Raw genomic sequence first — 26,133 nt, forward strand, 5'->3', positions numbered from 1 at the left:
AAGCAGCACCGTCGATGATCCATGTTGCCAAACTTTTCTCGGCGAAAGCAAGAGTGAGCGTCTTCACTCACCGATGACCTTGATCAAGACACGCTTGCGGCGGCGTCCATCGAACTCGCCATAGAAAATTTGCTCCCATGGTCCGAAATCCAAGCGGCCGTTCGTGATCGCCACGACGACCTCTCGGCCCATCAGTTGCCGTTTGATATGTGCGTCTCCGTTGTCTTCGCCGGTGTTGTTATGCCGATACGTCGCCCCCTGGGGCGCAAGCCGTTCGAGAAATTCATCATAATCGGCGAGCAGCCCGGCTTCGTCGTCGTTGATGTAGACGCTGGCCGTAATATGCATGGCGTTGACGAGAACGAAGCCTTCCTGCACTCCGCTCTTCTTGACCACCGCTTCGACCTGAGGCGTGATGTTGAGATAGGCGCGTCTGGTCTTGGTCTCGAACCAGAGTTCTTCGCGGTAGGATTTCATGGAGCGCTCGCGAAGGTGCATTCTCCCGCACGATGATGGCCTTTGCAAGACCGAGCGCGACGTGACTCCGTTACCATATAATATAGCTCGTCTTCCGGAAATGACCGGGGAGGCATGAGCGAACCACGATGCCGAACGCACCACTCAGAGCCGCGCGACTCACAGCCAACGCCGTGACCGTCCTGCGTCGCCGGTACCTGAAGAAGGATGAGGCCGGCCATGTCATCGAAACGCCGGCTGCCATGTTTCGCCGTGTGGCAAGCAACGTTGCGCAGGCCGAAGCCCGCTATGGCGGCGACGACAAGATCGTGTCGCTCTTCGCCCGCCGATACGAACAGCTGCTTGCCTCGTTGGATTTCCTCCCCAATTCGCCGACGCTGATGAACGCCGGCCGCAATCTCCAGCAGCTGTCCGCCTGCTTCGTGCTGCCCGTCGAAGATTCGCTCGACTCCATCTTCGAGGCGGTCAAGCACCAGGCCTTGATCCATCAGTCGGGCGGCGGCACCGGGTTTTCGTTCAGCCATCTGCGGCCGAAGAATGATCGGGTGCATTCCACCAGCGGGATCGCCTCCGGGCCGGTCTCCTTCATGCGTGTCTTCAACATGGCGACCGAGGTCGTGAAACAGGGCGGGGCGCGGCGCGGGGCGAACATGGGCATCTTGCGCGTCGATCACCCGGACATCTTCGAATTCATCGCCATCAAGAACCGCCCTGATGAGTTGACGAACTTCAATATCTCGGTCGGGATCACGGACGCCTTCATGCAGGCGCTCGATCACGGCAAGTCGATTGCGTTGCTCCATCCCCGCACGGGGGCCCCCGTCAAGCGGGTTGGCGCCGCGGAGATTTTCGACCGCCTGATCGATTCCGCGTGGCGCACCGGTGAACCGGGTGTCGTGTTCCTCGATACGATCAATGACGCCAATCCGACTCCGCACCTCGGCATGATGGAAAGCACGAATCCCTGCGGAGAGCAGCCGCTGCTGCCGTATGAATCGTGCAACTTAGGATCGATCAACCTTGCGCACTTCCTCATCGGACCGTCGCACCGGCGCCGCGTGGATTTCGATCGCCTGGCCGAGACGGTTCGTCTTGCCGTGCGATTTCTCGATGATGTCATCGATGTGAGCCGCTTTCCGTTGCCGCAGGTCGACCAGATCACGAAAGGCAACCGGAAGATCGGTCTCGGGCTGATGGGGTTCGCCGATCTGCTGATCGATCTCGGCATCCCATACGACACGCAAGAGGCGCTCGACCTGGGCACACGGCTCATGCAATTCGTGTGGGAAGTGGGACGTGATGCGTCCGCGCAGCTCGCGAAGGACCGCGGCGTGTTCCCCAATTACAAAGGGAGCCGCTTGGAAGCGATGGGGCACCCGTTGCGCAATGCGACTGTCACAACGATCGCGCCGACGGGCACGATCAGCATCATTGCCGACTGCTCACCGGGCATCGAGCCGATCTACGGCGTGACGTTCGTGCGGACGGTGATGGATGGCACACGGCTGGTCTCGCTGCACCCCGCCTTCGTCCGTCTCGCCGAGCGCGCCGGCATCTATTCGCCACGACTGGTGAAACACATTGGCGCGAACGAATCGATCCAGGCGCTGCCCCGCATCCCGGAATCGATCCGCCGAGTATTCGTCACCGCGCACGACGTCGCGCCCGAGCACCACGTCAGGATGCAGGCGGCGTTTCAGCGCTACAGCGACAGCGGGGTCTCGAAGACGATCAATCTTCCGCCCGATGCGCGCCGCGCCGACGTCGCGTCGGCATTTCGATTGGCCTATCGCTTGGGCTGCAAGGGCATCACGGTGTTCCGAAGCGGGAGCCGCGAGAATCAGGTGCTGACCTGCACGAACGTTCAGTATTGCTAGCCGCGCCAGGTCGGATTCCACTCGTCCGTCGCGTCCCCGAGAACGACCTCGCACGCAGACCGATTCTCCTCTGTCACCGCGTTTGACAGCCCTCTCTTATAATGATATTTACTGAGCGGCTTTTCCCGTTCGCCCATCATCAAGGAGTGCCGTATGTTTGGATCGACCTATCCCGCCTCGCCTGACGGTCCTCTTGTCCTGCTCTTTGCAAAAGAGCCTGACCACGATCTGGAGCTCGAGGAAGCCGAGAGCGATCGCCCTCCGTCGGCCGGCCCACCGAAACGGGAGAAACCGCCCGCCTCTCGGGCACTCGTCTGGGCCTTGCTGCTCGTGATCGTCGCCGGTGGCGCGTACGTGCTGCTCGATCCTGACATCCTTATGAAGGTGATCGGCCCAGAACCGGTATCCGCCCCACCGCGGCCGGTCCCATCAGCAAACCGCACACCGAAGCTGCCTTCCGCGCCACCCCCTGGTTCGGAAAATCCCAACCCCGCACTCGCGCCCGCCTCCGTCCCGGTGCCCGCCTTTGCCGAAGGGCAACCGGTCACCGTGCGGCTCGACGGCGCGTCTCCGGACGTCTCCCTCAGTGCCGACCCCGCAGGCAGCAATCCAGGTCCCGCCGTGCGCCCCGGTTCGGTTCTCGTCGTGGTCGATGCGGAGTTCCAGAACACGGGCTGGGTCTATCAGCTTCGCACCGAAGACGGCAGTAAGGGGTGGATCGCGGAGAAGCGCCTCGCCGCGAAGCCCTGACACCCTTCCTTCCCCCATCACCTTTGCTATAATGACGCCGCTCTTCGGATGCCGCCATGGCGGTGTCCGTCTCGTTGCATCCAGCCCATGAACCAAACCGCCATGCTGCACGCCATCATTTTCGACTTCGACGGCGTGGTCGCGGACAGCGAGCCCGTCCACTACGCCGTCTTCCAGCGCGTGCTCGGTGAACGTGGATTCTTCCTGAGCAAAGACGAATACTACGCCGAGTATCTGGGATATGACGACAAAGGCTGCTTCGAAGCATTTTTGACGGCTCACGGGCATCCTGTCTCCGAGGCGCTGGTCGAAGACCTCGTCGCTCGCAAAGCCGCGGCGTATCTCGAGTACATCAAAGAGCATCTCGTGATCTTCCCGGGGGTCGTGAGTTTCGTTCGTGAAGCGGCTGAGCGATATCCGCTCGCGATTTGTTCAGGAGCGCTACGCCACGAGATCGAGTACATCCTGGAAGCCGCCGGCATTCGACCGTACTTCGCCCACATCACCAGCGCGGAGGATGTGCGGCACGGGAAACCAAACCCGGAAGGTTTCCTGCACGCGCTTGCCGGCTTGAATCGTCGATCGTCGCCTTCGACACTGCTGCCCCACGAGTGTCTGGTGATCGAGGATTCGCTGCCCGGTATCCGAGGCGCGCACGCGGCCGGCATGAAGGTTCTGGCGGTCTCGAACACCCATCCCGTGCACGAACTCGGCGAGGCGGACGCGGTGATCGAGTCGTTGGAGAAGGTAGATCTCGGGATGCTAGCGACGGCACTCTGGGAGACCGGGACATGACGGCTGCAGCGCAATCATCCGCCACTCGGATCTGCTCCCTGCTTCCGGGCGCAACCGAGGTGATTGCCCAACTGGGTTTGGCGGACCAGCTCGTCGGCGTCAGCCATGAGTGCGATTTCCCTCCCGAGGTTGCCCAGAAGACGGTGATGGTCGAGCCGACGGTCGATCCTTCCGCCCCGTCGGCCTCCATCGATCGAGACGTCCGCGAGGCCGTGGCACATGAGCGGCCGCTGTACCGATTGAAGGAAGAGCGGCTGCGCGCTGCCAGACCGGACCTCATCATTACGCAGCAACTCTGCCACGTGTGCGCAATCACGCCGGCTGAGGTGGAACGCGCAATCCTGAGCCTCCCCACCCCACCGAGGCTGTTGGCCTTGAATCCCTCGACCCTCGCCGATGTCCTGACCGACATCGTCCGCATCGCCGACGCGGCCGGTCGGCCCTCGGAGGGCCGCCGGTTAGAGTCGCGGCTGCGCGAAAGGCTCGGCGCAGTCACAGCACGAATGGCTCGACTCTCCTCTCGTCGGCGCGTGGTGTGCTTGGAGTGGTTGGATCCGCTCTATGTCGGCGGCCATTGGATTCCGGAGATGGTGACCACCGCCGGCGGACAAGATGTAATGGGTGCGGCCGGCGCGGCGTCGCGACGGGTCTCGTGGGACGACTTGGTCCGAGCCGCGCCCGATGTCCTGATCATCATGCCATGCGGCTTTACCATCGACCGCACGTTGCGGGAAGTTGACATCCTCACCGAGCATGCCGGCTGGTCTGACCTCCCGGCCGTGGCGAGTGACCGCATGTTTCTCGTCGAAGCCGGCGCGTACTTTAGCCGGCCCGGTCCGCGGCTCATCGATGGAGTCGAGATGCTGGCCGCACTGATCCATGCCGATCAGACAGACGATGCGCTCCCACCAGGGACCCGCCGTCTTGAAAGGAAACGGAGTCGCGATGGTAGCCGTTCGAGCCGCTGAGCGCGCGATGACCGAGGCGGAAGCCCAAGCGTATTGCGAGGACGTCACCAAGCGGAGCGGCAGCAATTTCGCCTACTCCTTTTTGTTCCTGCCGCCGGCTCGTCGGGCGGCGATGTATACGATTTACGCGTTCTGCAAAGAGGTCGACAGCGCGGTGGACGATCCACCCGCCGGCAGCAATCCTCAGCACGAACTGGCGGCATGGAGGCGAGAACTCGAGGCCGTCTACCGGGGAGCGCCCTCGCGACCGGTCACCATCAGCCTCGCGCACCACGTGCGTGAGTTGAAGATCCCGCAAGATTATTTCGAGGACCTGATTGCCGGCGTGGAAATGGATCTGACGATCAACCGGTATCCCACGTTCAATGCCCTGTCACTCTATTGCTATCGGGTGGCGGCCGTCGTCGGCCTGATTTGTTTGCACGTGTTCGGCACGGCGTCCCCACGCGCGCGCGACTACGCGGTCAATCTCGGTCTCGCCTTTCAGCTCACGAATATTCTCCGCGACCTCGGCACCGATGCCGCCCAAGGCCGCATCTACCTGCCTCAGGAGGACTTGGCGCGCTTTCACTATACGGAGGAAGACCTCTTCAACCACCGCTACTCAGACGCGTTCACCGAGTTGATGCGGTTCGAATGTGGTCGGGCGAGGGAGTATTATGAGAAGGCCCGGACGGCGGCCGAAGGCTTGCCCGTGGAAGATCGGCGTGCCTTGACGGTGGCCGAAATCATGCGGGGGGTCTATGCCCGGATCCTCGCGCGCATCGAGCGAGCGAACTACCACGTCTACGAGCGCCGCATCGGCTTGTCCCCGTCCTATCGGCTCGCCATCGCCGCCGGCGTCTATTTGCGTTCGTTTCTGCCGTCACTGTGACGATGCCACGCTCGCTTCCCTTTCCCGATTCGACCTCGAACTTCGAACCTCGAACTGTGCACGCCCCTCTTCCCTATGAGTTCCCGCGTCCTGGTCATCGGCGATAACCTTGCCGGGCTTTCGACGGCCTTCGGTCTCTCCGCGCAAGGCTACGACGTGACCCTGCTGTCACAGCAGGCGGAGCCGGCCGATGTCGACGAGCCGCTCCTGCTATGGGGTTGCGACCGGGCGACGCTGTCGTTATTGGGGGTCCTCGGGCGATCCCGGTCTCAGGTCATCTCATCCGCCATGTCGATTGAGTTGATGCGGACGGACAGCCGGGTCGTGCGCTGGCCGCGGTTGTTCCTGCCCGCGCCGTTGCATACGGTTGTCGGGCTGGCGTTGTTTCGTGGATTGCCGCTTCGGGACCGCTGGCGATTCCTGATCTGGCTCGAGCGGACGTGGGAGAAGGATCCGGCGCTGCCGCTCGATCTCGACTTCCATACCGCGGAGGCCTGGTTGCGCGGGATCGGGCAATCGGAACTCGCGCGCCACCAGTTCTGGACGCCGCTCAGCCGGCTTCTTCTTGGGGACGACGTGCGAACCGTGTCGGCCGCGTCGCTGCTGTCATCACTGATCCGCTGTTTCATCAAGACACGCCGCGACGCGCGACCTCTTCAACCCTGTGGCACGGTCCGCGCATGTCTTCTCACACCACTGCGCGCCGCACTGGACCGAGCGGGCGTCCCGATCGACTCCTCGCCGGTGGATCATCTTCGGTTCGACATGCATCGGGCGACCGGCGTCCATCTCAGAGACGGGCGGATGCTGACGGCCGATTGGTATATCGGCGCGTTGCCGCATGGTCTGTTGACGCCGCTGCTGCCCGAGCGGGCCATGACACACTTCTCCTACTTCCAACAATTGACTCAACTGCGCGATGCGCCGAGCCTGACGGTCGCGGTCTCGATCGGACGCGTCCTTGACCGCGCGCGCCTGCTCCTTCTCGCCGATGCCACGTGCCACTGGATGGTGATCCTTCCGAGACGTGACACGGGCACGACGGAGATTACCTGTCGGATCAACGGCCCGCGGGAACCCTTCGACGATCCCGACCTCATCTCGGCCGTAAAGGCCGACGTCATCCGGACGCTCGGTCTTCGAGGGGCGGAGAGCGCGGTGCTCGCCGTCACGCCTCGTGTCTCGACGTCGCTTGCCCTCACCCCCGGGACGACCTCCAAGCGCCCCCTTCAGCAAAGTCCGTTTGCGAACTTTTTCCTGGTCGGTGAATGGACCGATACCGGACTGCCGGCCAACGTCGAAAGCGCGGTGCTCAGCGCGGAGTTGTGTATCAAGGCCGTCGCCGCCAAGGCGAAAGCGAGCGCGACGGCGAGCGGTTAGAACGGATAGTCGAGTCCGACGAACACGTTCGCCCCGTCTTGCCCCCAGGCGATGTCGAACCGGCCGACCACGTGGGGTTTCGCAAGGACGCGCAGCCCGAGTCCCGGGTTGACCTGCGTGCTGTCGAGATCGTGGAGCCGAAAGCGGGTCATGACGCGGCCGATATCGACAAAGGGCGCCACTTCGAAATCAATCAGGTAGTCAAAAATTTTCTGTTCGCGGACGCGAATACGCTCCTCGAAGTTGACCAGCAAGGCCGTATCGTCGATAAAGCGGCTTTGGCCGAAGGCGCGCAAGGAATTTTCTCCCCCCAGCGTCGGCTGCTCGTAAAACGGGACGGCATGGCCGTTGACGGTGTCCGCGAGGAAATGCGCGACGAAGACCATCCGATCGCCGGCATGCGGGATGAAATGGTGCGCGTCGATCGTGGTCCGCCACCAGCGATCCGGTTGACTGTGCTGCACGTTCTGGTTGAACTCCATCGACAGCGTCACGTACGTCCCGCGCGTTGGCACCAATTGTTTGTCCCGCGTATCGTAGCGAACCGTCAACTTATGGCCGAATATTTGGGCCCCTTGCATCCCGAATAAATTCGGGAAGAGAGATTTCGTCTGCGGCAGCGAGCTGACCGCTCCCTCTTCCGTCCGGACGTCGTGATAGCGCTCGGTCCACATCACCGCGACATCCGGGTTCACATTGATGCCGACGGTCGCTTCGACCAGCGTCTCGCGTGCCGTATAATTGCTTTCGGCGCTCTCGGGCGTCTCGTTCCCGATCCCGAAAAACCGCCGGAAGGCATTTTTGAACCAGGTCACGCGCCCCGCCAGGAGATACCGGCCGCCACCGGCTCCCACGTTCTTGTAGTTCAGATCGATGTCCCGTTGGATTTTGGTCGAATACGACAACACCGCGCTGTACTGCTCCGTGTCCGAGGGATACCCGAAATAGTTCAAGGTGACGGTCTCGCCGATGCTCTGATTGTGAAGGTACTGCGGCGCGATAATATCTTGTAGCTCGCCCTTCTCGTTGGATTTCAAAATCGGCACCAACGCACCGATCCAATACCGTTCGTTCCTGTTGTACGTGAAGGCCGGCAACGGGATCAGCGTATAGTGCCCGTGGACGAAGAGCGATTCGAGCGCTTCTTTCTTCGCTTCGGTCTGCCTGGCCTCCGACCGCTCAGGCTCCGTTTCTTTGACGGGCAGATCGGTGGCGTGCTCGGCTTCTGGGCGCTCGAGAGGCGGGTTCTTCTCGGGCGGCGTACCAGGTTGAGCGAGAGCCCCAGGCCCTGCCATCAGGAGCCACACGCCGAAGAGGACGCCGATCCACATGCAACTCACGCTTTACCGAGCGGCAACGCTCAAGACGCGATGAAACACCGGTGAAAGTGGCGCGAGCAGCCAACACGCATCGTCCGAATCCATGCACGGCGACAGAACCATACGTGGTCAATGGAAGGAACCGCAAGCAAAGAGTATGAAGGGAGTACAAGAATCGGTCATCAGGAACGACGGGGCGCGGGCGCAACCGGCCAGAGCCGGTCCTCTTCGAGCAGCACGTTGGAGGTCAGATAGACGGCGAACATGAGGCGGCGATACTGCGCGACCTCGGCATCCGATGCGGGCCATCGCTGCGTCACCCCGTCATCGTTAACCATCAGACGAGACAACGCGTGGCGTCGAAACGAATACAGCCACACGCCGGAAGAATCGGCCCATCCAATCAAGTCGTCATAGACGCTGCTGAGGTACGCGTGATTGTCTTCGGCGCAATCCTCCGCCAACGCACAACTGACATCGCGTCCCACGAACGGAGCGAGCGCGGGCGTGAACCCGTTCAACGAGAGAATCGTGGGCGCGATGTCGACCTGGCTCGTCACGCCGAACACTCGCCTCGGACGATAGCCGATCTCGCGTCTCACCGACTCGTCGACCCAGATGAACAAGGGGGACAGAAAATGCCCGAGCTGACGGTCGAGATCCGTCCGGCCGACCGGTTCGTGTCGCCCATGATCTCCTACGATCACGACGATCGTCTCCTTCAAGAGCCCTCGCGATCGGCATTCTGCAAAGAACCGTTCCAACGCGAGATCAAAGGATCGGAGCGCGGCCGGATAACCGTCGTGATCCTGCGTGAGCGCCTCAACGTCCGGATGATCTCGGGGGACGACAAACGGATGATGCATCCCGGCAGTCATCGCGGCCAGCCAAAAGGGACGCGCGCCGTGCTGAAGTGTCTCGAGCCGCGCCGTAAGGAAATGGAGGAGATCGCGGTCGGTGATCCCCACGCCCAGACGCTCCGCAGCGTGTCCAAAGTCTGAATCGCCGTAGACGCGTTGGATGCCGTTTCGTGCGGCAAACGTGCGCAGTCCCGCAAGGTCGCTCTCGAGCCCGACCACCAGTTCCGTATCATATCCACGCCGCTCGAGCACGGCCGGCAGGCACAGGTAGTTGCGATCCGCGCGTGTCTTGATCGCCGCGGTGCCGTGGCGTGGATAGGCGGAACACAGCGCGGAGAACAGGCCACGCGCCGTTTGCACGCCGTTGCTCAGGAAGTTGGCAAAGTACACGCTGTCGCGTTGCAGGTCGTCCAAGAACGGCGTGAGCGGCACCGCCCGCGTCGCGCCCGGAATCCCACTCTTCTCGTCCGGGACGTTGACCGTACGACCGACATAGCGGCGATCCAACCCTTCGACGAACAGCATGAGCACATTGACCGGTTTCGAGAAGGAGCGCCGCGACGACGGAGACTGTTCACGGACTAGAGGAAATTCGGGCGCGGGAAACCGGCCGCCGACAGCCGATTGCGTCGTCCGTACCGCCTCTTCCAACGTGAGGGACGCCGCATCGCGACGCGGCGTCCACTTCCATCGGGACACGAAGACGTCGAGGAGCGGCTCTCGTGCGAACAGGATCGGGTTTTGAGCCAAGGTGTGGTAGCCTTCGCTGGCGAAGGAAGGACGACCGCTCGCAGCCACGTGGGCCGGACTTAAGCCGACGACACCGACCAGCGCCGCCATGAGCACAGGAGCGGCGAGCGGACGTCGGACGTGCCATCGGTCGACGGTCGGCTGCAACCGTCTCGCAGACCACCACCAGCCGGCGACGAGCAGCGTCTCGATGAGCAGGAAGCCGCCGATGCGCACCGTCCATTTCCCCGCCTCGGCCAGCTCCGCTCCGGTTTGCTGGGCGGCTTGGGATGTTCCAGAATCCACGCTGCCCTGTATCAATTCATGGAGGTACTCGAAGAAGACGAAATCGAGATGTTGGTGACTGTACGTGAAGTAGCCGACATCGATGATCAGGAGGATGCCGAGCAGCACAGCTATTGTGGCGGCGATGATCGGGAACGTTCGGGACCACGCATGCCGTCGCGCTCCTTCGCGAGCCGCAACGATGCCGGCCAAGGGGGCGGTCACGACGGCGGCGATCCCAATCAGGCCGGTCGCGGTAACCGCATCACCCATCCATCCCATGGCGAAGATCTTGGCCAGCGTCGCCGCGCTCGGCAGATCGGCCTCCACGATCCCGGGCAGCAGGAACAGCCGCTCGCCGAACTGGAGCAGGATCAGGATCAGCCACCAGAAGATCAGAAGATGCAGCCAGGAGCGAGGCCGAGGCTCCGCCATCACGCAACCAGCAGCCGTTCCGCGCTCCACTTGTCCCGAAACCACTGCACGGTTCGCGCGAGACCGTCTTCGAATTCGACGGTCGGGAACCATCCCAACTCCCGCCTGGCTTTCTCGGCCGAAATCTCTTTGCCGCCGAAATCACCAGGCCGCTCGGGCACGAACTCGATTCGCACGTGGTCGCCCACGAGCTTCTTGATGCCTTCTGCGACTTCGAGAATCGTCACCTGGCGTCGGCCCTCCAGATTGTAGGTGCGGTTCGCGGCCTCTTCCTTCATCGCGAGCACGTGGGCCTCGGCCATGTCACGGACATAGACGAAGTTCCGGTATTGGTTCCCCTTCCCGGCCACGGTCAACGGCTGGCCGGAGAGCGCCTTCTTGAGGAAGACCGGAATCAGGAGTTCCTCCCGCATGCGCGGCCCATAGGGAATACCGTAGCGCAGGATCGTGAACGGCACCTGGTAGAGCTGATGATAATTGTGGCAGACCATCTCGGAGGCGATCTTCGACGAGGTGTAGATGTGGCCCGCGCCTTCAAGATAAAAAGGCACGGATTCATCGGCCGGCTTGCCGTTGGGCGCCCCGTTGTAGACCCAGACCGTGGAGGCGAGATGAACGCGCCGCGCGCCATTGAGCCGCGCCGCTTCCAGTATATGGGTGGTGCCCATGACGTTCAACGCGGTCGTGTAGACGGGATACTTGTGCGCGTAGTTGACGTTGGAGACCGCCGCGAGATGAAAGATGTGCTCAGCCCCTTGCGTCGCGGCGAGCACGGAGGAGAGATCCATCAAGTCCACGTCCTCGAATGCCACGTCCTTGCGATGCGGCCGGACGCGATGATCCAGCACGGTCACATGATGCCCGGCGTCCACCAAGGCGTCCACCACGTGGGATCCGATAAAGCCGCTTCCTCCGGTTACGACGACGTTTGCCATATCGACTCCTTTTATCCGATGACGTGGCGCAATGCGTTGATGACGTGCCGCGCGTCTTCGTCCTGCATGCCCGAGAAGATCGGCAGGCAGAGATGTCGCGCACAATAATCTTCCGACACCGGCAGCGGCCCGTCGGCATAGGAGGCAAAGATCGGCTGCTTGTGCAACGGCTCTTCGTAGACCTCCCCCGCCAGCGAGACGCCATACTGCTCACGAAGCGTCGCTTTGAGCGCCTTCCGGTCGCGGTGCTCATCGAGCACCACCATGTACTTGTAGTAATTGCAGACGCCGCCGGCCGGGACGTTGACCGGCCGTACATGGCGAAACGCTTTCAGCTCACGATCGTAGAACGCCGCGATACGCTGCCGGTCGGCAATCATTGCCGGCAGTCGCTCCAAATGCTTGACGCCGATGATCGCGTGCGGCTCCGACAAGCGCCAGTTGTGTCCCATCCGGACGTGCGCGTTTTGTGTGAAGCTCGCCTTCCCTTGATCGCGATAGATCCGTGCTTCGTCGGCAATCCGGTCGTCGTCCGTCACGATCATCCCGCCCTCGGCGGACGTCATGACCTTCGTCGGGTAAAAGCTGAAGGACCCGGCGACGCCAAACGCGCCGGCTTTGACGCCGAGATAGGACGACCCATGCGCATGCGCGGCATCCTCGACCAGCCACAGGCCGTTCTTCGCCGCGAATTCCTGCAACACCGGAAGCCGGCGCGACACGATTCCGCCGATGTGGACGACGATCAGACCTGCTGTCCGAGGGGTGAGTTTGCGTTCGAGATCCTGCGGGCACATGCCGAACGACTCGGGATCAAGGTCCACGAAAATCGGCCGCCCACCGGCATGGATCACCGCGGCGGCGGTCGCAAAGAACGTATTCGTAGGGACGAGCACGTCCTTGCCCTGCACGTCGAGTGTCCGAAGAATGATCTCGAGCGCGCTGGTCCCGCTGTTCACAGCGACCGCGTGCCGCGTCCCGCAGAACTCGGCGAAGCGACGTTCGAACTCCGCCCCATATTTTCCGAGCGTCAATTGCCCGCTCGCCAAGACCTCCTGAATCCGGTCGGCAATCCACAGTCGATCTTCCGGGAGGAACTGAATCTTCGCGGCCGGTACCTTTCGCTCCGGTACCGGGATCGTGGCCTGGTGTTCCATTCGCAGCTCCTCTCGACGTGTTACGTTGGCTCACCGCCAAACGTGATTAACATGACGCCCAACACGACGAGCGCAATCCCGGCCCATCGCAGCGGCGGCACGACTTCCTTCAGGATCATCACGGCCAGGATCGCCGCCATCCCATACTCCAACGCGGTCATCGGCAACACGACCGTGACGTCCGTCCATGACAAGGCGGCCAGGAAGAGAAAGTAGAAGATTGCGTTGAGGATCGTGCCCCAGACCACGTACGGGTTCATCAACGCCTGTCCGAAGTAGCTCATGACGGCCATCGGCGCGTAATTCTCCAACGACCCGACGGCCTGCATGCCTTGTCGCACGAAAATCTGACCCATCGCGGCAGCGGCCGCGGCGATCGTCATCGCAACCAGGACTCGCACCATCGCGTACTCCTTTCCACAACGCTCCGCTTACAGTTCACTGAACGCCACTCGCCGGATGCCGGCTGCCGTCACGGCATGTCGCACGATGGGGCTGGTCAGCAAGTGAAACTCTTCCTCGTGCTGATACTCGGGCATCGTCATCGTCAACTCGGGACACCGTCGAGTGGCCGGGTGGAAGTACCACTCCGTGACCCCGTCGGGCAGATAGCTCAGCCACTTGAGCGCGAGGCGCGGGTTGAGCCGCCCGGTGTCGTGCAAACCGAACACGTAATCGTTGTAGCGAATGCCGGCTCGCCGGAGACGCCATTTGAGCAGCGACGTCCAGGGCGACAAACACGCGGTCGCCCACGCACGACTGATCAGTCCACTCCCCGCCGCCCGCCACGACGGCAGGGCAGGCTCGAAGGGCACGCGCACCGCCTTCAGGCCATACTCGCGTCCGATCGCGAGGATCAGGCGAAGCACCGTGGGATGAAGATGCATATGGTTGTGGCCGTTCACGTGATCGAGCGGGAGCCCCGACTTTCGAAATGCCTCGAACTGTGCTCTGATCTCGGCCGTGAGCTGACGACGCACGCCGGGCCGAAAAAAGAATTTGATCCCGGCGGTGACGAGTCTCGTAGAGAATCGGCCGTCTGGGTCGACGAGGTCGGGAAGCTGCTCGGGGGGCAGCACCGGCGCCCCTTCGACGAGCACGAGGTGTAGACCAACGTTGAGCGACGGTAACCGTCTGGCGCGGGCGACCGCATCCTCCGCCGCGGCCGCCCCGACCATCAGACTCGCCGTCGTCAAAATGCCGTGCCGATGCGCCTCCTCGATGGCCTCGTTGACCGGGACCGCCAGACCGAAATCATCTCCCGTCACGACGAGTCGTTTCATGCCGACGCTTCCTGTGCGACCAAACGTCCGTCCCGGGTCAGCACGAACGTTTGCCCCCGCCAGACCGTGGTCTTCTTCACGAGCGCGAAGATCCACGACAGAAAGGCCGCGACGTCGCGGACCGGCAGCCAGGCGAGGCTTCGCACACCTTCCCGGTCAGCCGAATACCACCGCATCATCCCGGCCATCGTCGCCAAGCGGACGGCCACGGTGACGGCGAAGACCATCAACCCGACCGGATCGCCGACCCGCAACACAGCGAACAGCATGGCGAAGGGAATCGGTTTGATGGTGACGGTCGAGAAAAAGGCCCCAGGCCGCGCCGCGCGATTGTTCTGATCCCAGTAGACCTGATGCCCCCACCATTGCGCCGGTGTCTTCAGATCCACCACCGTGTCGACGAGATAGGGCAGAATGACCGCCTTCATTCCCAGCGCGTGAATGCGCCGCCCCATTTCGAAGTCTTCGACGAGATAGTCCGCGAGCGCTTCGAGCCCCCCGATGGCGTCCAGCGTCTTGCGATGCAGCGCGGTCGAGGCGCCGAGACAAAAGGTGGACGCGCCGGTGAGAGAGGCGAACACAAAATTGGGGAGAAACTCGGCGTTCATCGTCAGCAGCTCGAGCTTCTCGAACCACCGATCGCCGCCGACCGCCTTGTACAACGTGCAGACGTATCCCACATCGGGATCGGCAAGCGGCGCCACGATCGTTTTGAGATAGTCCGGCCCCACGCGAATATCGCTGTCGCTGATGACCAGCACGTCGTGACGTGCGTGAACGAGCCCGCCGAGCAGGTTGTTGATCTTTCCGTTCGACCCCGCGCGTCGCTCTTCAATCGCCACGGTCACGCGCTCCATCCCGAATTCGCGCTGGAGCCTCTGGAGCAAAGGAATGGCGGGATCGTTCCGCCGTTGCACCGAGAAGACGACTTGGAAGTCGGGATAGTCCTGGAGGCAGACGCTGCGAAGATTCGCCTCAAGCCCCTTTTCCAGCCCATGGACCGGCTTGAGAATCGTCACCTTCGGCCACGCGCCTTCCGCAAGGACCTGCCGCCTTCCGACACTCTTGCAGCGAAGCGCCGCGACCAGGCATGCGACGCCGTATGCCGATCCCACGATCACGGGAATCAAGCACACCCACTCCGCTACGGTGTAGACCGACATCACGACTCGGCGTCTCCGCTTTGAACCCGAACGGACGCGAACCTGTCGCCTTGCAATAGAGTCGAATAGAGAGCGACAGCAGATTGCGTGCCCGCGGCACCGTCACGCGCGCACGATAAGTTGCAGGTTTTTCGGTAGAGGAAGAAAGGCGAGCACATCCCAGCAGGCATCACGTTCAAATTCTTGAACGTGACGTCAAAAAACTTGTACGAGGCGACTACGAAGACGGCGGAGACTCAGAGAAGAGGGACTTGAGCTTGTACTGCAGGAGGCTCCGGCTGATACCGAGGGCTTCCGCCGCCTTGGCCTGCACGCCGGCGGAGCGCTCCAGTGCGCGCGCGATCAGGCGGCGTTCGATCGTTTTCAGTGTGACGTCGAGTGGGACATCGTCGGGCAAGAGGCGATCGAGCGCTCTCGCCCATTCTCCGGTCGCGGCAAGCTCCAGCGGGAAATCCGTCCCTTGAATCTCCTCGGTGTTCGCCATCAACGCCGCATGGGAGACCACGTTCTTGAGTTCGCGGACATTCCCCGGCCATCGGTAGCGGGTCAATACCTCAATCGCAGACGGCGCGAACCGTTTGCCGCGCGCGCCGCCGTCCTTGACGCACTCTTGCAGCGCCGTCTCCGCCAGCGCCGGGATATCGTCGATCCGTTCGCGCAGTGGCGGCACGTCGATCCGCACGACGTTGAGACGGAAGAAGAGGTCCTCTCGAAAGTGCCCTTGCGCCACCTCGGCCTTCAGGTCGCGATTCGTGGCGGCGAGAATCCGCACGTCGAGGGCGACCGCCTTCTCGCTCCCCACGCGTCGAATTTCCTGCTGATCGAGCACGCGCAGCAATTTCGCCTGGAGCGGCACGGGCAGCTCGCCGATTTCGTCCAGGAAGAGGGTCCCTCCATTGGCCTGCTCGAACACGCCGAGATGCTTGCCGGCGGCGCCGGTAAAGGCGCCCCGCTCATGCCCGAACAGCTCGCTTTCCGCCAGCGTGTCGGTCAACGCCCCGCAGTTCACGCCGAGAAAAGGGCGTCCGGCGCGCGGGCCGTTGAAATGGATCGCCCGAGCCACGAGTTCCTTGCCACTGCCGCTTTCGCCGCAGATCAAGACGGTCGTCTTCGAGGGCGTCACACGCGTGATCTGCTCGAAGACGGTCTGCATCGCCGCGCTGCGGCCGATCAACTGATCGAAGTGATAGTGATGGGCCAAGGTTCGAGACAAGCGGCGATTTTCACGGAGGAGGATGCTTCGCTCCGCCGCCTTCTGGACACTGCGAAGCAGATGGGCCGTGTCGAACGGCTTCAACACGAAGTCGTAGGCCCCCAATCGCATCGCCTCCACGGCGCGCTCGACGCTCCCGTACGCCGTCATGATGATCGTCGACACCCCGGGCGCGACCTCGCGCACCTGCCGCAACAGCGTGAGACCATCCATGTCGGTCATACGCAGATCCGTCAGGAGAACGTCCACTCCTCCGTCGGCGAGCGCCGCTAACGCGTCCGCCGCCTTCTCAGCGGTCAGTACCCCGTAGCCGTCGTCTTGCAACAGTTCTCGAAGCATCCACAGATAGTTTTTTTCATCGTCCACAACGAGGATGGTCGCCATCGCGCGCTCCTACTGCACACCGGCGGCCGGGACAGCGATCTGATGCCATCGCGCTCGGAGGTCGCCAGGAAGATGGATCGTGACAGAGGTGCCTTCTCCAAGAAGGCTTCGCACGTCCAGCGTGCCGCCATGGGACGCAATGATGCGGCGGGCGAGCGCGAAGCCCAATCCAACCCCGCCGGCTCGTTTGGTGAAGAACGGCTCGCCGAGATGCTTCACGTCATCGTCCGACAATCCGACCCCGGTATCGGACACGGTGATGACGACGTCATCGGATACGTCATCGCGCCGACAGGTGAGGGTCAGCACGCCCGCAGACGGCATGGCCTGCACGGCGTTTCGGATCAGATTCGCCAACGCGTGATGCAGCAAGTCGTGATCGCCTCTGAGTTGAATCGGCTCGGGCGGCGTGTCGATACGGATCGTGTGGCGACCGGCGGCGGACCCCTCGGAGAGCGATCGCCCCACCGATCGCACGAGCGCGCACACGTCGACCGTCTGGTTGTCCAATCGCAAGGGCGTGCCAAGCCTCAGAATGCTGCCCACAGCGGTGTTGAGATGCTCGACTTCTTCCAACAGCACCGTGACATGGCGAGTCACGGTCGGATCCGTGACGCGCGCCGCCAGCATCTCGGCGGCTCCTTTGATCACCCCCAGGGGATTGCGCACCTCGTGCGCGATTTGCGCGGCCATCTCGCCCAGTGCCGCCATCTGTCCGATCCGTTGGACCCGTTCCTCCATCTGGGTCATCTGCAACAGTCGCTCGGTGAGTTCGCCCTGAACGTGGCGCAATTGCGCATTCGTGTCAGCCAAGGCCGCGGCCATCGCTTGGTAATGCTCGCGACGGTCCCGTTCGTCTTTGGCAAACAGATAGGTCAACGCGCCCGCCATCGTGAAATAGACGATCGCCGCCAGCGAATCTTGAAAATCCTTGAGCTTGATCTGGGAAGCGGCGATGTGTTGCCCGGTAACGATGAAGCCGACCATCGCGACGATTGCGCCGCCGACCACGCAGACCACCTCGACACCCGTCAGTCGCGCGGCGGCCGACACGATCGGCAGGAGATAAACGAGCTCGTAGATGCTGCCGCTGCCGTCGGTCAGCGCAACGAGCACGGAGGCCGCATTCAATTGGAGAAAAATGCTGAGCCGCAACAGGAGGAGCCGGCGTGTCGACTCTGCCTCATCCGGCCCGGCGACGGGATAGAAGAGTTCGAGGGCCTGCAGGACCATGATCGCGAAGAAGGCCAGGTAGGCGCCGACCGAGGCTTGATGCGCGGGCGTCCCAAGGAGGAAGAGTAATCCGCCCAGGAGAACGAGTGTTCCGACCTTCAGGAGATCGAACAGATGGATCGATCGCAGAGACATGCGGCACCTTCGCTCGAAGCAAAGTCTGAGCGTGAGAGGCACTGTGAGCGGCGGTCGTCGAGGTGGGCGGACGAGAGATTCAGACCCTCATCGAAGAACGCAGCCGGGGATTAGAACGGAACTGCTGGAGGAGCGCGGGGCAAGGCGGTGGCGGACACGTCGCGGGCCGTCGGTGGTTCAGCATTGCCGAGAGGATGATCGAGGGATGGCGGCAAAGCCGGCCATCGTTCAGAAGGTGAACCGACCGCGACGCCGTGCTGGTCCTTCCCTTGTTTGCGGTCGTCCGACGACTCCAGCATGGAAAGCGCGAGTTCGCCCTCATTGATGATCGTCGGGGCGCGCAGGCCGGCTTCCCGAGTCGCGCCGGGCGACGATGGCGGGAGAAATTCGTTTGGGAGATCGGCCGACACGACCGTGTGCGCAATGCCCGCATGGCGGGGAAGGGACGGACGTGGATCGTCGTCAATACCAGCGAGATGGACGTGGACGAGCGGAACGGCGACGATCCAGAGAATGAGCCAGACGACAACGGCTCTGTTCAGATGCCGATGACAGGGTCGGGATTTCATAATATTGCGTACATGAGATATTGCGTACATGAGTAGCACAAGCGTGCCGCTTAAAGAAAGACTCCACCTGCGCCTACAAGGAACGCCTGGTACGCATGCCTGTCGCGGACCCGAGACCTAAAGTCGGTTTAGCGCCCATATCCGCTTCGCTCGTCGAGCGTGTGTAAAAGCGCGCGTGCCTCTTCTCGGTACCGGCTGCCGTCTTGCCCCGGTCGACCCAGCACGGTACGGAGTTGGCGCCGAGCCTGCTCCCACTCCTTGCGTTTCATGTATGCCTTCGCGAGATCGAGCCTGGCATGATCGTACTGAGGGTCCACCGTCACGGCTTCTTCGAGGTAGGCCAGGGCCGCCTTGGCGTCGCCGCCGAGAACCCACGGCAACTCCTCCAGCATCATGCCCATCATGTGAAGAGAAGGGGCATGGTGCCGCCGAAGCTCGAGCGCCCGGGTCACATGTCGCTTGAGCTCGCGAACACCCAAGGCCGACGCCATCGTCCCGGACAATTGCATCGCGCTCCCGAGATTGGCCGCATAGAGGTAGTGGCCCTCGGCGTCCGCTTCGCGAATGGCCAGCGCCCGTTTGGCGAGACGCGCGCCCTCCTCGTACGCGGCCTTCCGCTTCGCCGGCTCGGTCTCCACCTCATCACCAACGTCCAAATAGAGGGATGACAGTTTCAGCAGTACCTGTGGATCGGAGGAGTCCTGCGCCCGTGCGGCGACTAGGGCCTGAAGGTCGACCGCGGGCGATCGACGCGGTTCCGCAAAGGCGTTGAAATCGGGTGCGAGGAAAGGAAGCAGCAGGAGGACACTGAGAAGCGCGGGACGGGCTACCGGACACAGGATGGGTTGGCGATTCCCCACAGCGACGCATACTCTAAACGACGCGTTTGCTCGATGGCAATCATCGGCCGCTCTGTTCGCCCGCCTTCGCGCGAAGCCGGTCGAGTTCCCTCTCCAGCTCGATCATCTTCAACTCTCGGCCGACCACGACCTCCTCGAACTTCTCGAGATCGTGGATCTTGTCCTGTAGCTGCGCCTTCGAGTCCTGTAGATCCTGCACCATCCGCACATACTCGGTCATGTCGCGCAGGATGCCGATCGCCCCGATGATGCGGCCGTCGGGATCCCGCCACGCTGAGGCATTGAGCGTCGTCGGCGTCACTTTCCCCGACGCGCTCCGCGGATTGAGCTGCACGTTGCGCGTGATGCCTTTCTTCACGACTTCGCGCAACGCGGAGGTCAACTGGACGGTGTCCTCAGGGGTCAAGAACCGCAGGAGCGTCTCGTGGCCCAATTCATCGACGCGCAGCCCGAGCATGTCGGACGCCGCATCGTTCGCGAGGAGAATGTTGGCGTTCAAGTCGGACACAAAGACCGGATCGGGCGCGTGCTTGATGAGGCTTTCGGCCGCCTTCGTCTTGTGCAGTTCGGACTCGGCGCGTTCCAGTTCTTCGTTCTTGCGCTTGAGCTCCTGCGCCCGTTTGGCGAGCTCCATGAACACGTTCACTTTGGACTGCAGAATCTCCGGCACGATCGGCTTGACAATGTAATCCACCGCCCCGTGCGCATACCCTTTGACGACGTCCGCGTCCTCCTTGCTGTAGCTCGTCAGAAAAATGATCGGAATGTCGCGCGTGCGTTCACGGGCGCGGATCAATGCCGCCGTCTCGTAGCCGTCAAGCCCCGGCATTTTGACGTCGAGGAGGATCAAGCAAAAGTCGCGTTCGAGCAGGCGCTTGAGCGCCTCTTCGCCAGACAACGCCGTGACGATCTCGCGATTATGGGATACGAGGACCGCTTCGATCGCGACGAGGCTCTCCGGGCTGTCATCGACGAGCAAAATCGGCAAGCGCGGGACATCGCCGCTACGGTCTTCCGACGTCGGCATGGTCTGAGTCGTCACGTCCAAGGGAACATCGACGCCATCCAACATACAACACCTTTACCCGGATGTTGAAAAAGAGCACCGGTTGAACACCCCGGCACCTTCTCAGTATTAGAGCGCGAACGGTCGCGCGGCCGGAATCTTCCGATAGAATCGCCCCGCTGGATCGAGCGGTTGATAGCCCTGCTCCTCGGCGATGCCCGGCGGGAGCGCGCCCCCCGCATCCAGCAATCCCCACCGATCGAGACTGTCCCGGAACAGGTGCCTGACCCGTGCCTGCAAGCTCGGCCCGAATGCGGGCCAGAGATGATCGGCCACGATGAATTGAAATTCGTGAAACACCCCATCCGTCGAGAGTTGGTGCTCCAAAAACGCAATGTTCGCCTTTAAGGGCGCCGCCATCACGACTCGATCGTCCTTGCGCAGGTAATAATCCGCCAATCGGCCGTGCCCGCCGGCGGCACGATAGCGGCCCTCGGCCGGCTCGAGGTCGGCCAACGGATAGTCCCCCTCTTTCCCCGCGCGATAGACGGTTTCACTGACATCCGTGGCGTAGATTCGACACCGGTGATAGAGACCGGCCTCATACAGGGCGATCGCGAGCGAATAGACGCCTTCGCCGGATCCGCAGGCCGGATACCAGATGGCAATCGACGGATAGGTTCGGAGGACGGGCAGCACGACCTCGCGCAGGCTCACAAATGACTGCGGATCGCGAAAGAAGCCGCCCGATGGAATCGTCAGCGCAAGCAGCAAGGCCTGCAAGCTCGCCTCGTCGTGCAAGACTTTCGCTTGCAGCTCGGACACGGTCGCGACGCCTTCCGCTCGGACGCGGTCCCAAATTCGTGGCTCCAGCCAGTTGCGCTCATACCCGTCGAAATCGTAGCCGTAGCAATGACGGAGGCCGTCCCGCAGGAGGCGCAATTCCGTTTCCTCGATGCGTGCCTGTTGCGCAGTGGAGTGCATGCCGTCAGGGCTCCCGATCATCGAAACAGCCAGACGCGTAACAATGAGAGCAACTGATCGGGCTCGACCGGCTTGGAGATATAGTCGGACGCGCCGGCTTCGATGCACTTCGACCGGTCGACCTTCATCGCCTTCGCCGTCACCGCGATGATCGGCAAGGACGCATATTCCGGAATCTTCCGGATCACCCGCATGGTCTCATAGCCGTCCATCTCGGGCATCATCACATCCATCAACACCACATCGACGTCCGGATTCTCCTTGAGGCGCTGAATGCCGGCGTGGCCGTTCTCGGCATAGATCACGGTCATGTCTTGCATCTCGAGGATGCTCGTCAACGCGAAAATGTTCCGGATGTCGTCATCGAGGATCAGGACCTTCTTGCCGCCCAATGCCGGATCTTTTTGCGTGAAGCTTTCGAGGATATCGCGCTGCGTCTCACCGAGGTTCGCCGACGACCGATGGAGGAACAGGGACGTCTCGGCCACCAGCCGTTCCGGCGATTTCACGTCCTTCACGATGACCGCCTCGGTGAGCTTCTTCAATTGCGTCTCCTCGTCGCTGCTCAAATCCTTGCCGGTATAGACGATGATCGGGAGATCGCGGCGGCCCATCTCCTGATGGATTCTCTCGATCAACTCGAGCCCGGGCATGTCCGGCAGGCGCAGGTCGAGAACCAGGCAGTCGAAGTGGTCGGTCTTCAGCGCCTCGAGCGCCTCCGAGCCGCTGGCCACCGCGGTCGTCCGCACGTCGCCGCCGCCCAGCAGTTCGACAATGCTCTGCCGCTGGGTGTCGTCGTCTTCGATCACCAACAGGTTCTTCGTGGGACGCTCGATAAATGCGACCATGTCATCGAATGCCCGCTCCAGCCATTCTCGGCTGACCGGCTTGTTCAGACAGCCGAACGCGCCCTGCTTGAGGCCCCGCTGCCGTGCCTCCTCGACGGAAATAATGTGGACGGGGATGTGGCGGGTGTTCGCATCGTGTTTCAGGCGATCGAGGATGGTCCACCCGTCATTATCCGGCAGGCATAGATCAAGGGTGATCGCGGACGGCTTGAAGCGTCGCGCGAGCCCCAACCCCTGCTCGCCCGTCGTCGCCACAACAACCTTGAAGCCTTTCTCCCGGGCGAGATCGGCGAGGATCTGAGCGAATGGGATGTCGTCCTCGACGATCAAGAGAACCCGGTCGCCGGGTGTGATGTGATCGCGATCGTCGGGGACTTCGATCGGCACATCGACCGTCGGCTGAACGGTCGTCTCCGGCTGGGACACTGCAGGCGGCACCTCCGGCCGGCGTCCCGTCTTGGGGATGCCGATCGTCGGCCGCTGCAAGACTGCCGTGGAATTGTAGACGCGGGGCAGATAAAACGTAAACGTGCTGCCCTTGCCGGGGGCGCTCCGCACTTGGATTTCCCCGCCCAGCAACCGCGCGATCTCGCGGCTGATGGAAAGCCCCAAGCCCGTGCCGCCATACTTGCGGCTCGTCGTCCCGTCCGCCTGCTGAAAGGCCTCGAAGATGATCTTCTGTTTCTCCGGTGGGATGCCGATGCCGGTGTCGGTGACCGAGAAGGCCACGACGCAGTCGGCTTGATTCAGCGTCGCGTGCTCTCGGTCCCAGCCCGACGTGACCTTTTCGATCTTCAACGACACGCTGCCGTGATCGGTAAATTTGATCGCGTTGGAGAGGAGATTCTTGAGCACCTGCTGGAGGCGCAGTGAATCGGTCTGGATCGCGGACGGGAGTCCCGGCACGCGCTCGACGTTGAACTCCAGTCCCTTGTTCTGCGCGATCTGCCGGAAGCTGCGGTCCACGTAATCCGTCAGATCGGCAAAGCCGACCGGCCCGACCGTGACCCCCATCGTCCCGGACTCGATTTTCGCGAGATCCAAAATGTCGTTGATCAACGCCAGGAGATCGCTGCCCGAGGCATAGATGGTCTGGGCGAACTCGACCTGTTTTGGCGTCAACGTGCCTTCGCGATTATCAGCGAGCAGCTTCGAGAGGATCAGCAGGCTGTTGAGCGGCGTCCGGAGCTCATGCGACATGTTGGCGAGGAATTCCGACTTGTAGCGGGACGACAAAGCCAACTGCTCGGCCTTCTCTTCCAGCGCCGCCCGCGCCTCCTCGACTTCGCGGTTCTTCATCTCGACCTGGGCCTTTTGCTCCGAGAGCAGGTTGGCTTTTTCCTCCAGTTGCTCGTTCGTCTGCCGCAGCTCTTCCTGCTGTTGCCGCAACAGCTCTTCGGACTTCCGGAGCGTTTCGGCCTGGCGTTCGAGCCGTTCGTTCGTCGTCTTCAACTCGTGCTGCTGGGCCTGCAACTCGGCAGTCAACGCCTGGGACTGCTTGAGCAGGTCCTCGGTCCGCATGTTCGCCGCGATCGTGTTCAAGACGATCCCGATGTTCTCCTTGAGCTGATCCAAGAACGTCAGATGAATATCGCTGTATTGGTTGAACGAGGCCAACTCGATGACCGCCTTGACCTCGCCCTCGAAGAGCACCGGCAACACGACGATGTTATACGGCGGCGCTTCACCGAGGCCGGAGTTGATGCGGATATAGTCGGCCGGAGCGTTCGTGACGAGAATTCGCTGCTTCTCGAGCGCGCACTGTCCGACCAGCCCTTCGCCCAGTCGGAACCAGTTCGACACGCCCTTCCGCTCCCGGTACGCGTAGCTGCCCAAGAGCTTCATGACACGCTCGCCTTCCATCAGGTCGCTCATGTAGAAAACGCCGTGCTGCGCATTCACGAGCGGCGTGAGCTCCGGCAGGATTAGATTGGCCACGGTGGTCAAGTTCCGTTGGCCCTGCAGCATGCCGGTGAAGCGGGCGAGGTTTGTCTTCAGCCAGTCCTGCTCGGTGTTCTTCTGGGTCGTCTCCTTCAGGTTCCGGATCATCTCATTGATGTTGTCTTTGAGCGAGGCCACCTCGCCTTGCGCTTCCACCGCAATGGACCGCGTGAGGTCGCCTTTGGTCACCGCGGTGGCCACTTCCGCGATCGCACGCACTTGGTTGGTCAGGTTGGCCGCCAACTGGTTCACGTTGTCGGTCAAGTCGCGCCACACGCCGGCGGCCCCCGGCACCTTGGCCTGCCCGCCAAGCTTCCCTTCCGTCCCGACTTCGCGCGCCACCGTCGTGACCTGATCCGCGAACGTCGCCAACGTGTCGATCATTTCATTGATCGTGTCGGCCAAGGCCGCGATCTCGCCTTTGGTCTCGACGGTCAGCTTCCGCTTGAGGTCGCCGTTCGCGACGGCCGTCACGACGCCTGCGATGCCGCGCACCTGGTTGGTGAGGTTGCTCGCCATGAGGTTGACGTTGTCGGTGAGATCTTTCCAGACGCCGGCCACGCCTTTGACTTCCGCTTGGCCGCCCAATTTCCCCTCGGTCCCGACCTCGCGGGCCACGCGCGTCACTTCGGACGCGAACGAGTTCAATTGGTCGACCATCGTATTGATCGTGTCCTTCAACTCCAGAATCTCGCCGCGCACGTCCACGGTGATCTTCTTCGACAGGTCGCCGTTCGCGACGGCCGTGGTCACCTTTGCGATGTTGCGGACCTGGTTGGTGAGGTTGTTCGCCATCCAGTTGACGTTGTCGGTGAGATCCTTCCAGACCCCCGCCACGCCCTTCACGTCCGCCTGGGCGCCGAGCTTGCCTTCGGTGCCGACGTCGCGGGCGACGCGCGTCACTTCCGACGCGAACGAGTTCAACTGGTCCACCATCGTGTTGATCGTGTTCTTCAGCTCGAGGATCTCGCCGCGCACGTCCACGGTGATCTTCTTTGACAGGTCGCCGTTCGCCACCGCGGTCGTGACGTGAGAAATGTTGCGCACCTGGCTCGTGAGGTTGCTCGCCATGAGATTCACGTTGTCGGTCAGGTCCTTCCACGTCCCGCCGACGCCCTTCACCTCCGCCTGGCCGCCCAGCTTCCCTTCGGTGCCGACTTCCCGGGCGACGCGCGTCACCTCAGACGCGAACGAGTTCAACTGGTCGACCATCGTATTGATCGTGCTCTTCAACTCGAGAATCTCGCCGCGGGCGTCCACGGTGATCTTCTTCGAGAGGTCGCCATTGGCGACGGCCGTCGCCACACCGGCGATGTTCCGCACCTGGTTGGTCAGGTTGTTCGCCATCATGTTGACGTTGTCGGTGAGGTCCTTCCACGTCCCGCCGACGCCCTTCACGTACGCCTGCGCGCCGAGCTTGCCTTCGGTGCCCACCTCGCGGGCCACGCGCGTGACCTCCGAGGCGAACGAGTTCAGCTGGTCGACCATCGTGTTGATCGTGTTCTTCAACTCGAGGATTTCACCGCGCACGTCCACCGTGATCTTCTTCGACAGGTCGCCGCTCGCCACGGCCGTCGCGACCTGCGCGATATTCCGAACCTGGTTGGTGAGGTTGCTCGCCATCAAGTTGACGTTGTCGGTGAGGTCCTTCCACGTCCCGCCGACGCCTTTCA

General features: G+C 62.3%; 21 protein-coding genes. 6 read left to right on the forward strand and 15 right to left on the reverse strand.

Annotation, left to right across the window (positions count from 1 at the left end; genetic code table 11):
- Positions 1-63: 63 nt before the first annotated feature.
- A complete protein-coding gene (locus tag AC1U7K_RS07700; protein ID WP_480250479.1) occupies positions 64-477 on the reverse strand; it encodes a secondary thiamine-phosphate synthase enzyme YjbQ in 414 nt (137 codons plus the stop codon).
- 128 nt (positions 478-605) lie between these two features.
- Here AC1U7K_RS07700 and AC1U7K_RS07705 point away from each other — a divergent pair, with 128 nt between their 5' ends.
- The 6 genes from AC1U7K_RS07705 (at position 606) to AC1U7K_RS07730 (ending at position 7,121) form a co-directional block, all read left to right on the forward strand.
- Entirely contained in the window at positions 606-2,354 is a 1,749-nt protein-coding gene (locus AC1U7K_RS07705; RefSeq protein WP_480250480.1) for an adenosylcobalamin-dependent ribonucleoside-diphosphate reductase, read from the forward strand.
- A gap of 153 nt (positions 2,355-2,507) precedes the next feature.
- Positions 2,508-3,104, forward strand: coding sequence for a hypothetical protein (locus AC1U7K_RS07710; RefSeq protein WP_480250482.1), 597 nt, complete (start codon positions 2,508-2,510; stop codon positions 3,102-3,104).
- An 87-nt stretch (positions 3,105-3,191) separates the two neighbouring features.
- The gene (locus AC1U7K_RS07715; protein WP_480250483.1) at positions 3,192-3,899 is read left to right on the forward strand and encodes an HAD family hydrolase; all 708 of its coding nucleotides are present in this window, start codon (positions 3,192-3,194) and stop codon (positions 3,897-3,899) included.
- The gene (locus AC1U7K_RS07720) at positions 3,896-4,867 is read left to right on the forward strand and encodes an ABC transporter substrate-binding protein (RefSeq protein ID WP_480250484.1); all 972 of its coding nucleotides are present in this window, start codon (positions 3,896-3,898) and stop codon (positions 4,865-4,867) included. Before AC1U7K_RS07715 ends, AC1U7K_RS07720 begins: the two co-directional genes overlap by 4 nt.
- Positions 4,845-5,741: a presqualene diphosphate synthase HpnD gene (hpnD, locus tag AC1U7K_RS07725; protein WP_480250486.1), complete on the forward strand. Its 897-nt coding sequence runs from the start codon at positions 4,845-4,847 to the stop codon at positions 5,739-5,741. Before AC1U7K_RS07720 ends, hpnD begins: the two co-directional genes overlap by 23 nt.
- 75 nt (positions 5,742-5,816) lie before the next feature.
- Positions 5,817-7,121, forward strand: a complete 1,305-nt coding sequence (locus AC1U7K_RS07730; RefSeq protein WP_480250488.1) for an FAD-dependent oxidoreductase — start codon at positions 5,817-5,819, stop codon at positions 7,119-7,121.
- Here the strand turns inward: AC1U7K_RS07730 and AC1U7K_RS07735 are convergent.
- The 14 genes from AC1U7K_RS07735 to AC1U7K_RS07800 all read right to left on the reverse strand — a co-directional run.
- Entirely contained in the window at positions 7,118-8,452 is a 1,335-nt protein-coding gene (locus AC1U7K_RS07735) for a BamA/TamA family outer membrane protein (RefSeq protein ID WP_480250489.1), read from the reverse strand. The two genes, AC1U7K_RS07730 and AC1U7K_RS07735, sit on opposite strands and share 4 nt — an antisense overlap.
- A gap of 170 nt (positions 8,453-8,622) precedes the next feature.
- On the reverse strand, positions 8,623-10,749 hold the full coding sequence (locus AC1U7K_RS07740) for an LTA synthase family protein (RefSeq protein WP_480250491.1): 2,127 nt from the start codon (positions 10,747-10,749) through the stop codon (positions 8,623-8,625).
- A complete protein-coding gene (locus AC1U7K_RS07745) occupies positions 10,749-11,684 on the reverse strand; it encodes an NAD-dependent epimerase/dehydratase family protein (RefSeq protein WP_480250492.1) in 936 nt (311 codons plus the stop codon). Before AC1U7K_RS07745 ends, AC1U7K_RS07740 begins: the two co-directional genes overlap by 1 nt.
- Positions 11,685-11,695: 11 nt before the next feature.
- Entirely contained in the window at positions 11,696-12,841 is a 1,146-nt protein-coding gene (locus AC1U7K_RS07750; RefSeq protein WP_480250493.1) for a DegT/DnrJ/EryC1/StrS family aminotransferase, read from the reverse strand.
- 20 nt (positions 12,842-12,861) lie between these two features.
- A complete protein-coding gene (locus tag AC1U7K_RS07755; RefSeq protein WP_480250495.1) occupies positions 12,862-13,245 on the reverse strand; it encodes an EamA family transporter in 384 nt (127 codons plus the stop codon).
- Positions 13,246-13,272: 27 nt separating this feature from the next.
- Positions 13,273-14,124 (reverse strand): hopanoid biosynthesis-associated protein HpnK, encoded by an 852-nt coding sequence (gene hpnK, locus AC1U7K_RS07760; protein WP_480250496.1) that lies wholly within the window; start codon positions 14,122-14,124, stop codon positions 13,273-13,275.
- Positions 14,121-15,287 (reverse strand): bacteriohopanetetrol glucosamine biosynthesis glycosyltransferase HpnI, encoded by a 1,167-nt coding sequence (gene hpnI / locus AC1U7K_RS07765; protein WP_480250498.1) that lies wholly within the window; start codon positions 15,285-15,287, stop codon positions 14,121-14,123. Before hpnI ends, hpnK begins: the two co-directional genes overlap by 4 nt.
- 217 nt (positions 15,288-15,504) lie before the next feature.
- Positions 15,505-16,884, reverse strand: a complete 1,380-nt coding sequence (locus tag AC1U7K_RS07770) for a sigma-54-dependent transcriptional regulator (RefSeq protein WP_480250499.1) — start codon at positions 16,882-16,884, stop codon at positions 15,505-15,507.
- Positions 16,885-16,893: 9 nt separating this feature from the next.
- On the reverse strand, positions 16,894-18,252 hold the full coding sequence (locus AC1U7K_RS07775; RefSeq protein ID WP_480250500.1) for a two-component system sensor histidine kinase NtrB: 1,359 nt from the start codon (positions 18,250-18,252) through the stop codon (positions 16,894-16,896).
- A gap of 110 nt (positions 18,253-18,362) precedes the next feature.
- On the reverse strand, positions 18,363-18,821 hold the full coding sequence (locus AC1U7K_RS07780; RefSeq protein WP_480250501.1) for a hypothetical protein: 459 nt from the start codon (positions 18,819-18,821) through the stop codon (positions 18,363-18,365).
- Positions 18,822-18,949: 128 nt separating this feature from the next.
- The gene (locus tag AC1U7K_RS07785; RefSeq protein WP_480250503.1) at positions 18,950-19,681 is read right to left on the reverse strand and encodes a tetratricopeptide repeat protein; all 732 of its coding nucleotides are present in this window, start codon (positions 19,679-19,681) and stop codon (positions 18,950-18,952) included.
- A gap of 40 nt (positions 19,682-19,721) precedes the next feature.
- The gene (locus AC1U7K_RS07790) at positions 19,722-20,753 is read right to left on the reverse strand and encodes a response regulator (RefSeq protein ID WP_480250505.1); all 1,032 of its coding nucleotides are present in this window, start codon (positions 20,751-20,753) and stop codon (positions 19,722-19,724) included.
- 63 nt (positions 20,754-20,816) lie between these two features.
- Entirely contained in the window at positions 20,817-21,692 is an 876-nt protein-coding gene (locus AC1U7K_RS07795; protein WP_480250506.1) for a CheR family methyltransferase, read from the reverse strand.
- The coding region (locus AC1U7K_RS07800) for a response regulator (RefSeq protein WP_480250508.1) at positions 21,689-26,133 on the reverse strand (4,445 nt) is incomplete at its 5' end. The genes AC1U7K_RS07800 and AC1U7K_RS07795, both read right to left, overlap by 4 nt.

It is taken from the genome of Nitrospira sp. Vd2 (assembly GCF_979581665.1).

What these genes read in the sequence shown, in the direction of transcription:
- AC1U7K_RS07735 (WP_480250489.1), bottom strand. Translation starts at nt 8,452, where the DNA reads ATGTGGATCGGCGTCCTCTTCGGCGTGTGGCTCCTGATGGCAGGGCCT.
- AC1U7K_RS07755 (WP_480250495.1), bottom strand. Translation starts at nt 13,245, where the DNA reads ATGGTGCGAGTCCTGGTTGCGATGACGATCGCCGCGGCCGCTGCCGCG.
- AC1U7K_RS07730 (WP_480250488.1), top strand. Translation starts at nt 5,817, where the DNA reads ATGAGTTCCCGCGTCCTGGTCATCGGCGATAACCTTGCCGGGCTTTCG.
- AC1U7K_RS07750 (WP_480250493.1), bottom strand. Translation starts at nt 12,841, where the DNA reads ATGGAACACCAGGCCACGATCCCGGTACCGGAGCGAAAGGTACCGGCC.
- AC1U7K_RS07790 (WP_480250505.1), bottom strand. Translation starts at nt 20,753, where the DNA reads ATGTTGGATGGCGTCGATGTTCCCTTGGACGTGACGACTCAGACCATG.
- AC1U7K_RS07720 (WP_480250484.1), top strand. Translation starts at nt 3,896, where the DNA reads ATGACGGCTGCAGCGCAATCATCCGCCACTCGGATCTGCTCCCTGCTT.
- AC1U7K_RS07740 (WP_480250491.1), bottom strand. Translation starts at nt 10,749, where the DNA reads ATGGCGGAGCCTCGGCCTCGCTCCTGGCTGCATCTTCTGATCTTCTGG.
- AC1U7K_RS07775 (WP_480250500.1), bottom strand. Translation starts at nt 18,252, where the DNA reads ATGTCTCTGCGATCGATCCATCTGTTCGATCTCCTGAAGGTCGGAACA.
- AC1U7K_RS07745 (WP_480250492.1), bottom strand. Translation starts at nt 11,684, where the DNA reads ATGGCAAACGTCGTCGTAACCGGAGGAAGCGGCTTTATCGGATCCCAC.
- AC1U7K_RS07715 (WP_480250483.1), top strand. Translation starts at nt 3,192, where the DNA reads ATGAACCAAACCGCCATGCTGCACGCCATCATTTTCGACTTCGACGGC.
- AC1U7K_RS07710 (WP_480250482.1), top strand. Translation starts at nt 2,508, where the DNA reads ATGTTTGGATCGACCTATCCCGCCTCGCCTGACGGTCCTCTTGTCCTG.
- AC1U7K_RS07770 (WP_480250499.1), bottom strand. Translation starts at nt 16,884, where the DNA reads ATGGCGACCATCCTCGTTGTGGACGATGAAAAAAACTATCTGTGGATG.
- AC1U7K_RS07780 (WP_480250501.1), bottom strand. Translation starts at nt 18,821, where the DNA reads ATGAAATCCCGACCCTGTCATCGGCATCTGAACAGAGCCGTTGTCGTC.
- hpnK (WP_480250496.1), bottom strand. Translation starts at nt 14,124, where the DNA reads ATGAAACGACTCGTCGTGACGGGAGATGATTTCGGTCTGGCGGTCCCG.
- AC1U7K_RS07705 (WP_480250480.1), top strand. Translation starts at nt 606, where the DNA reads ATGCCGAACGCACCACTCAGAGCCGCGCGACTCACAGCCAACGCCGTG.
- hpnI (WP_480250498.1), bottom strand. Translation starts at nt 15,287, where the DNA reads ATGTCGGTCTACACCGTAGCGGAGTGGGTGTGCTTGATTCCCGTGATC.
- hpnD (WP_480250486.1), top strand. Translation starts at nt 4,845, where the DNA reads ATGGTAGCCGTTCGAGCCGCTGAGCGCGCGATGACCGAGGCGGAAGCC.
- AC1U7K_RS07700 (WP_480250479.1), bottom strand. Translation starts at nt 477, where the DNA reads ATGAAATCCTACCGCGAAGAACTCTGGTTCGAGACCAAGACCAGACGC.
- AC1U7K_RS07795 (WP_480250506.1), bottom strand. Translation starts at nt 21,692, where the DNA reads ATGATCGGGAGCCCTGACGGCATGCACTCCACTGCGCAACAGGCACGC.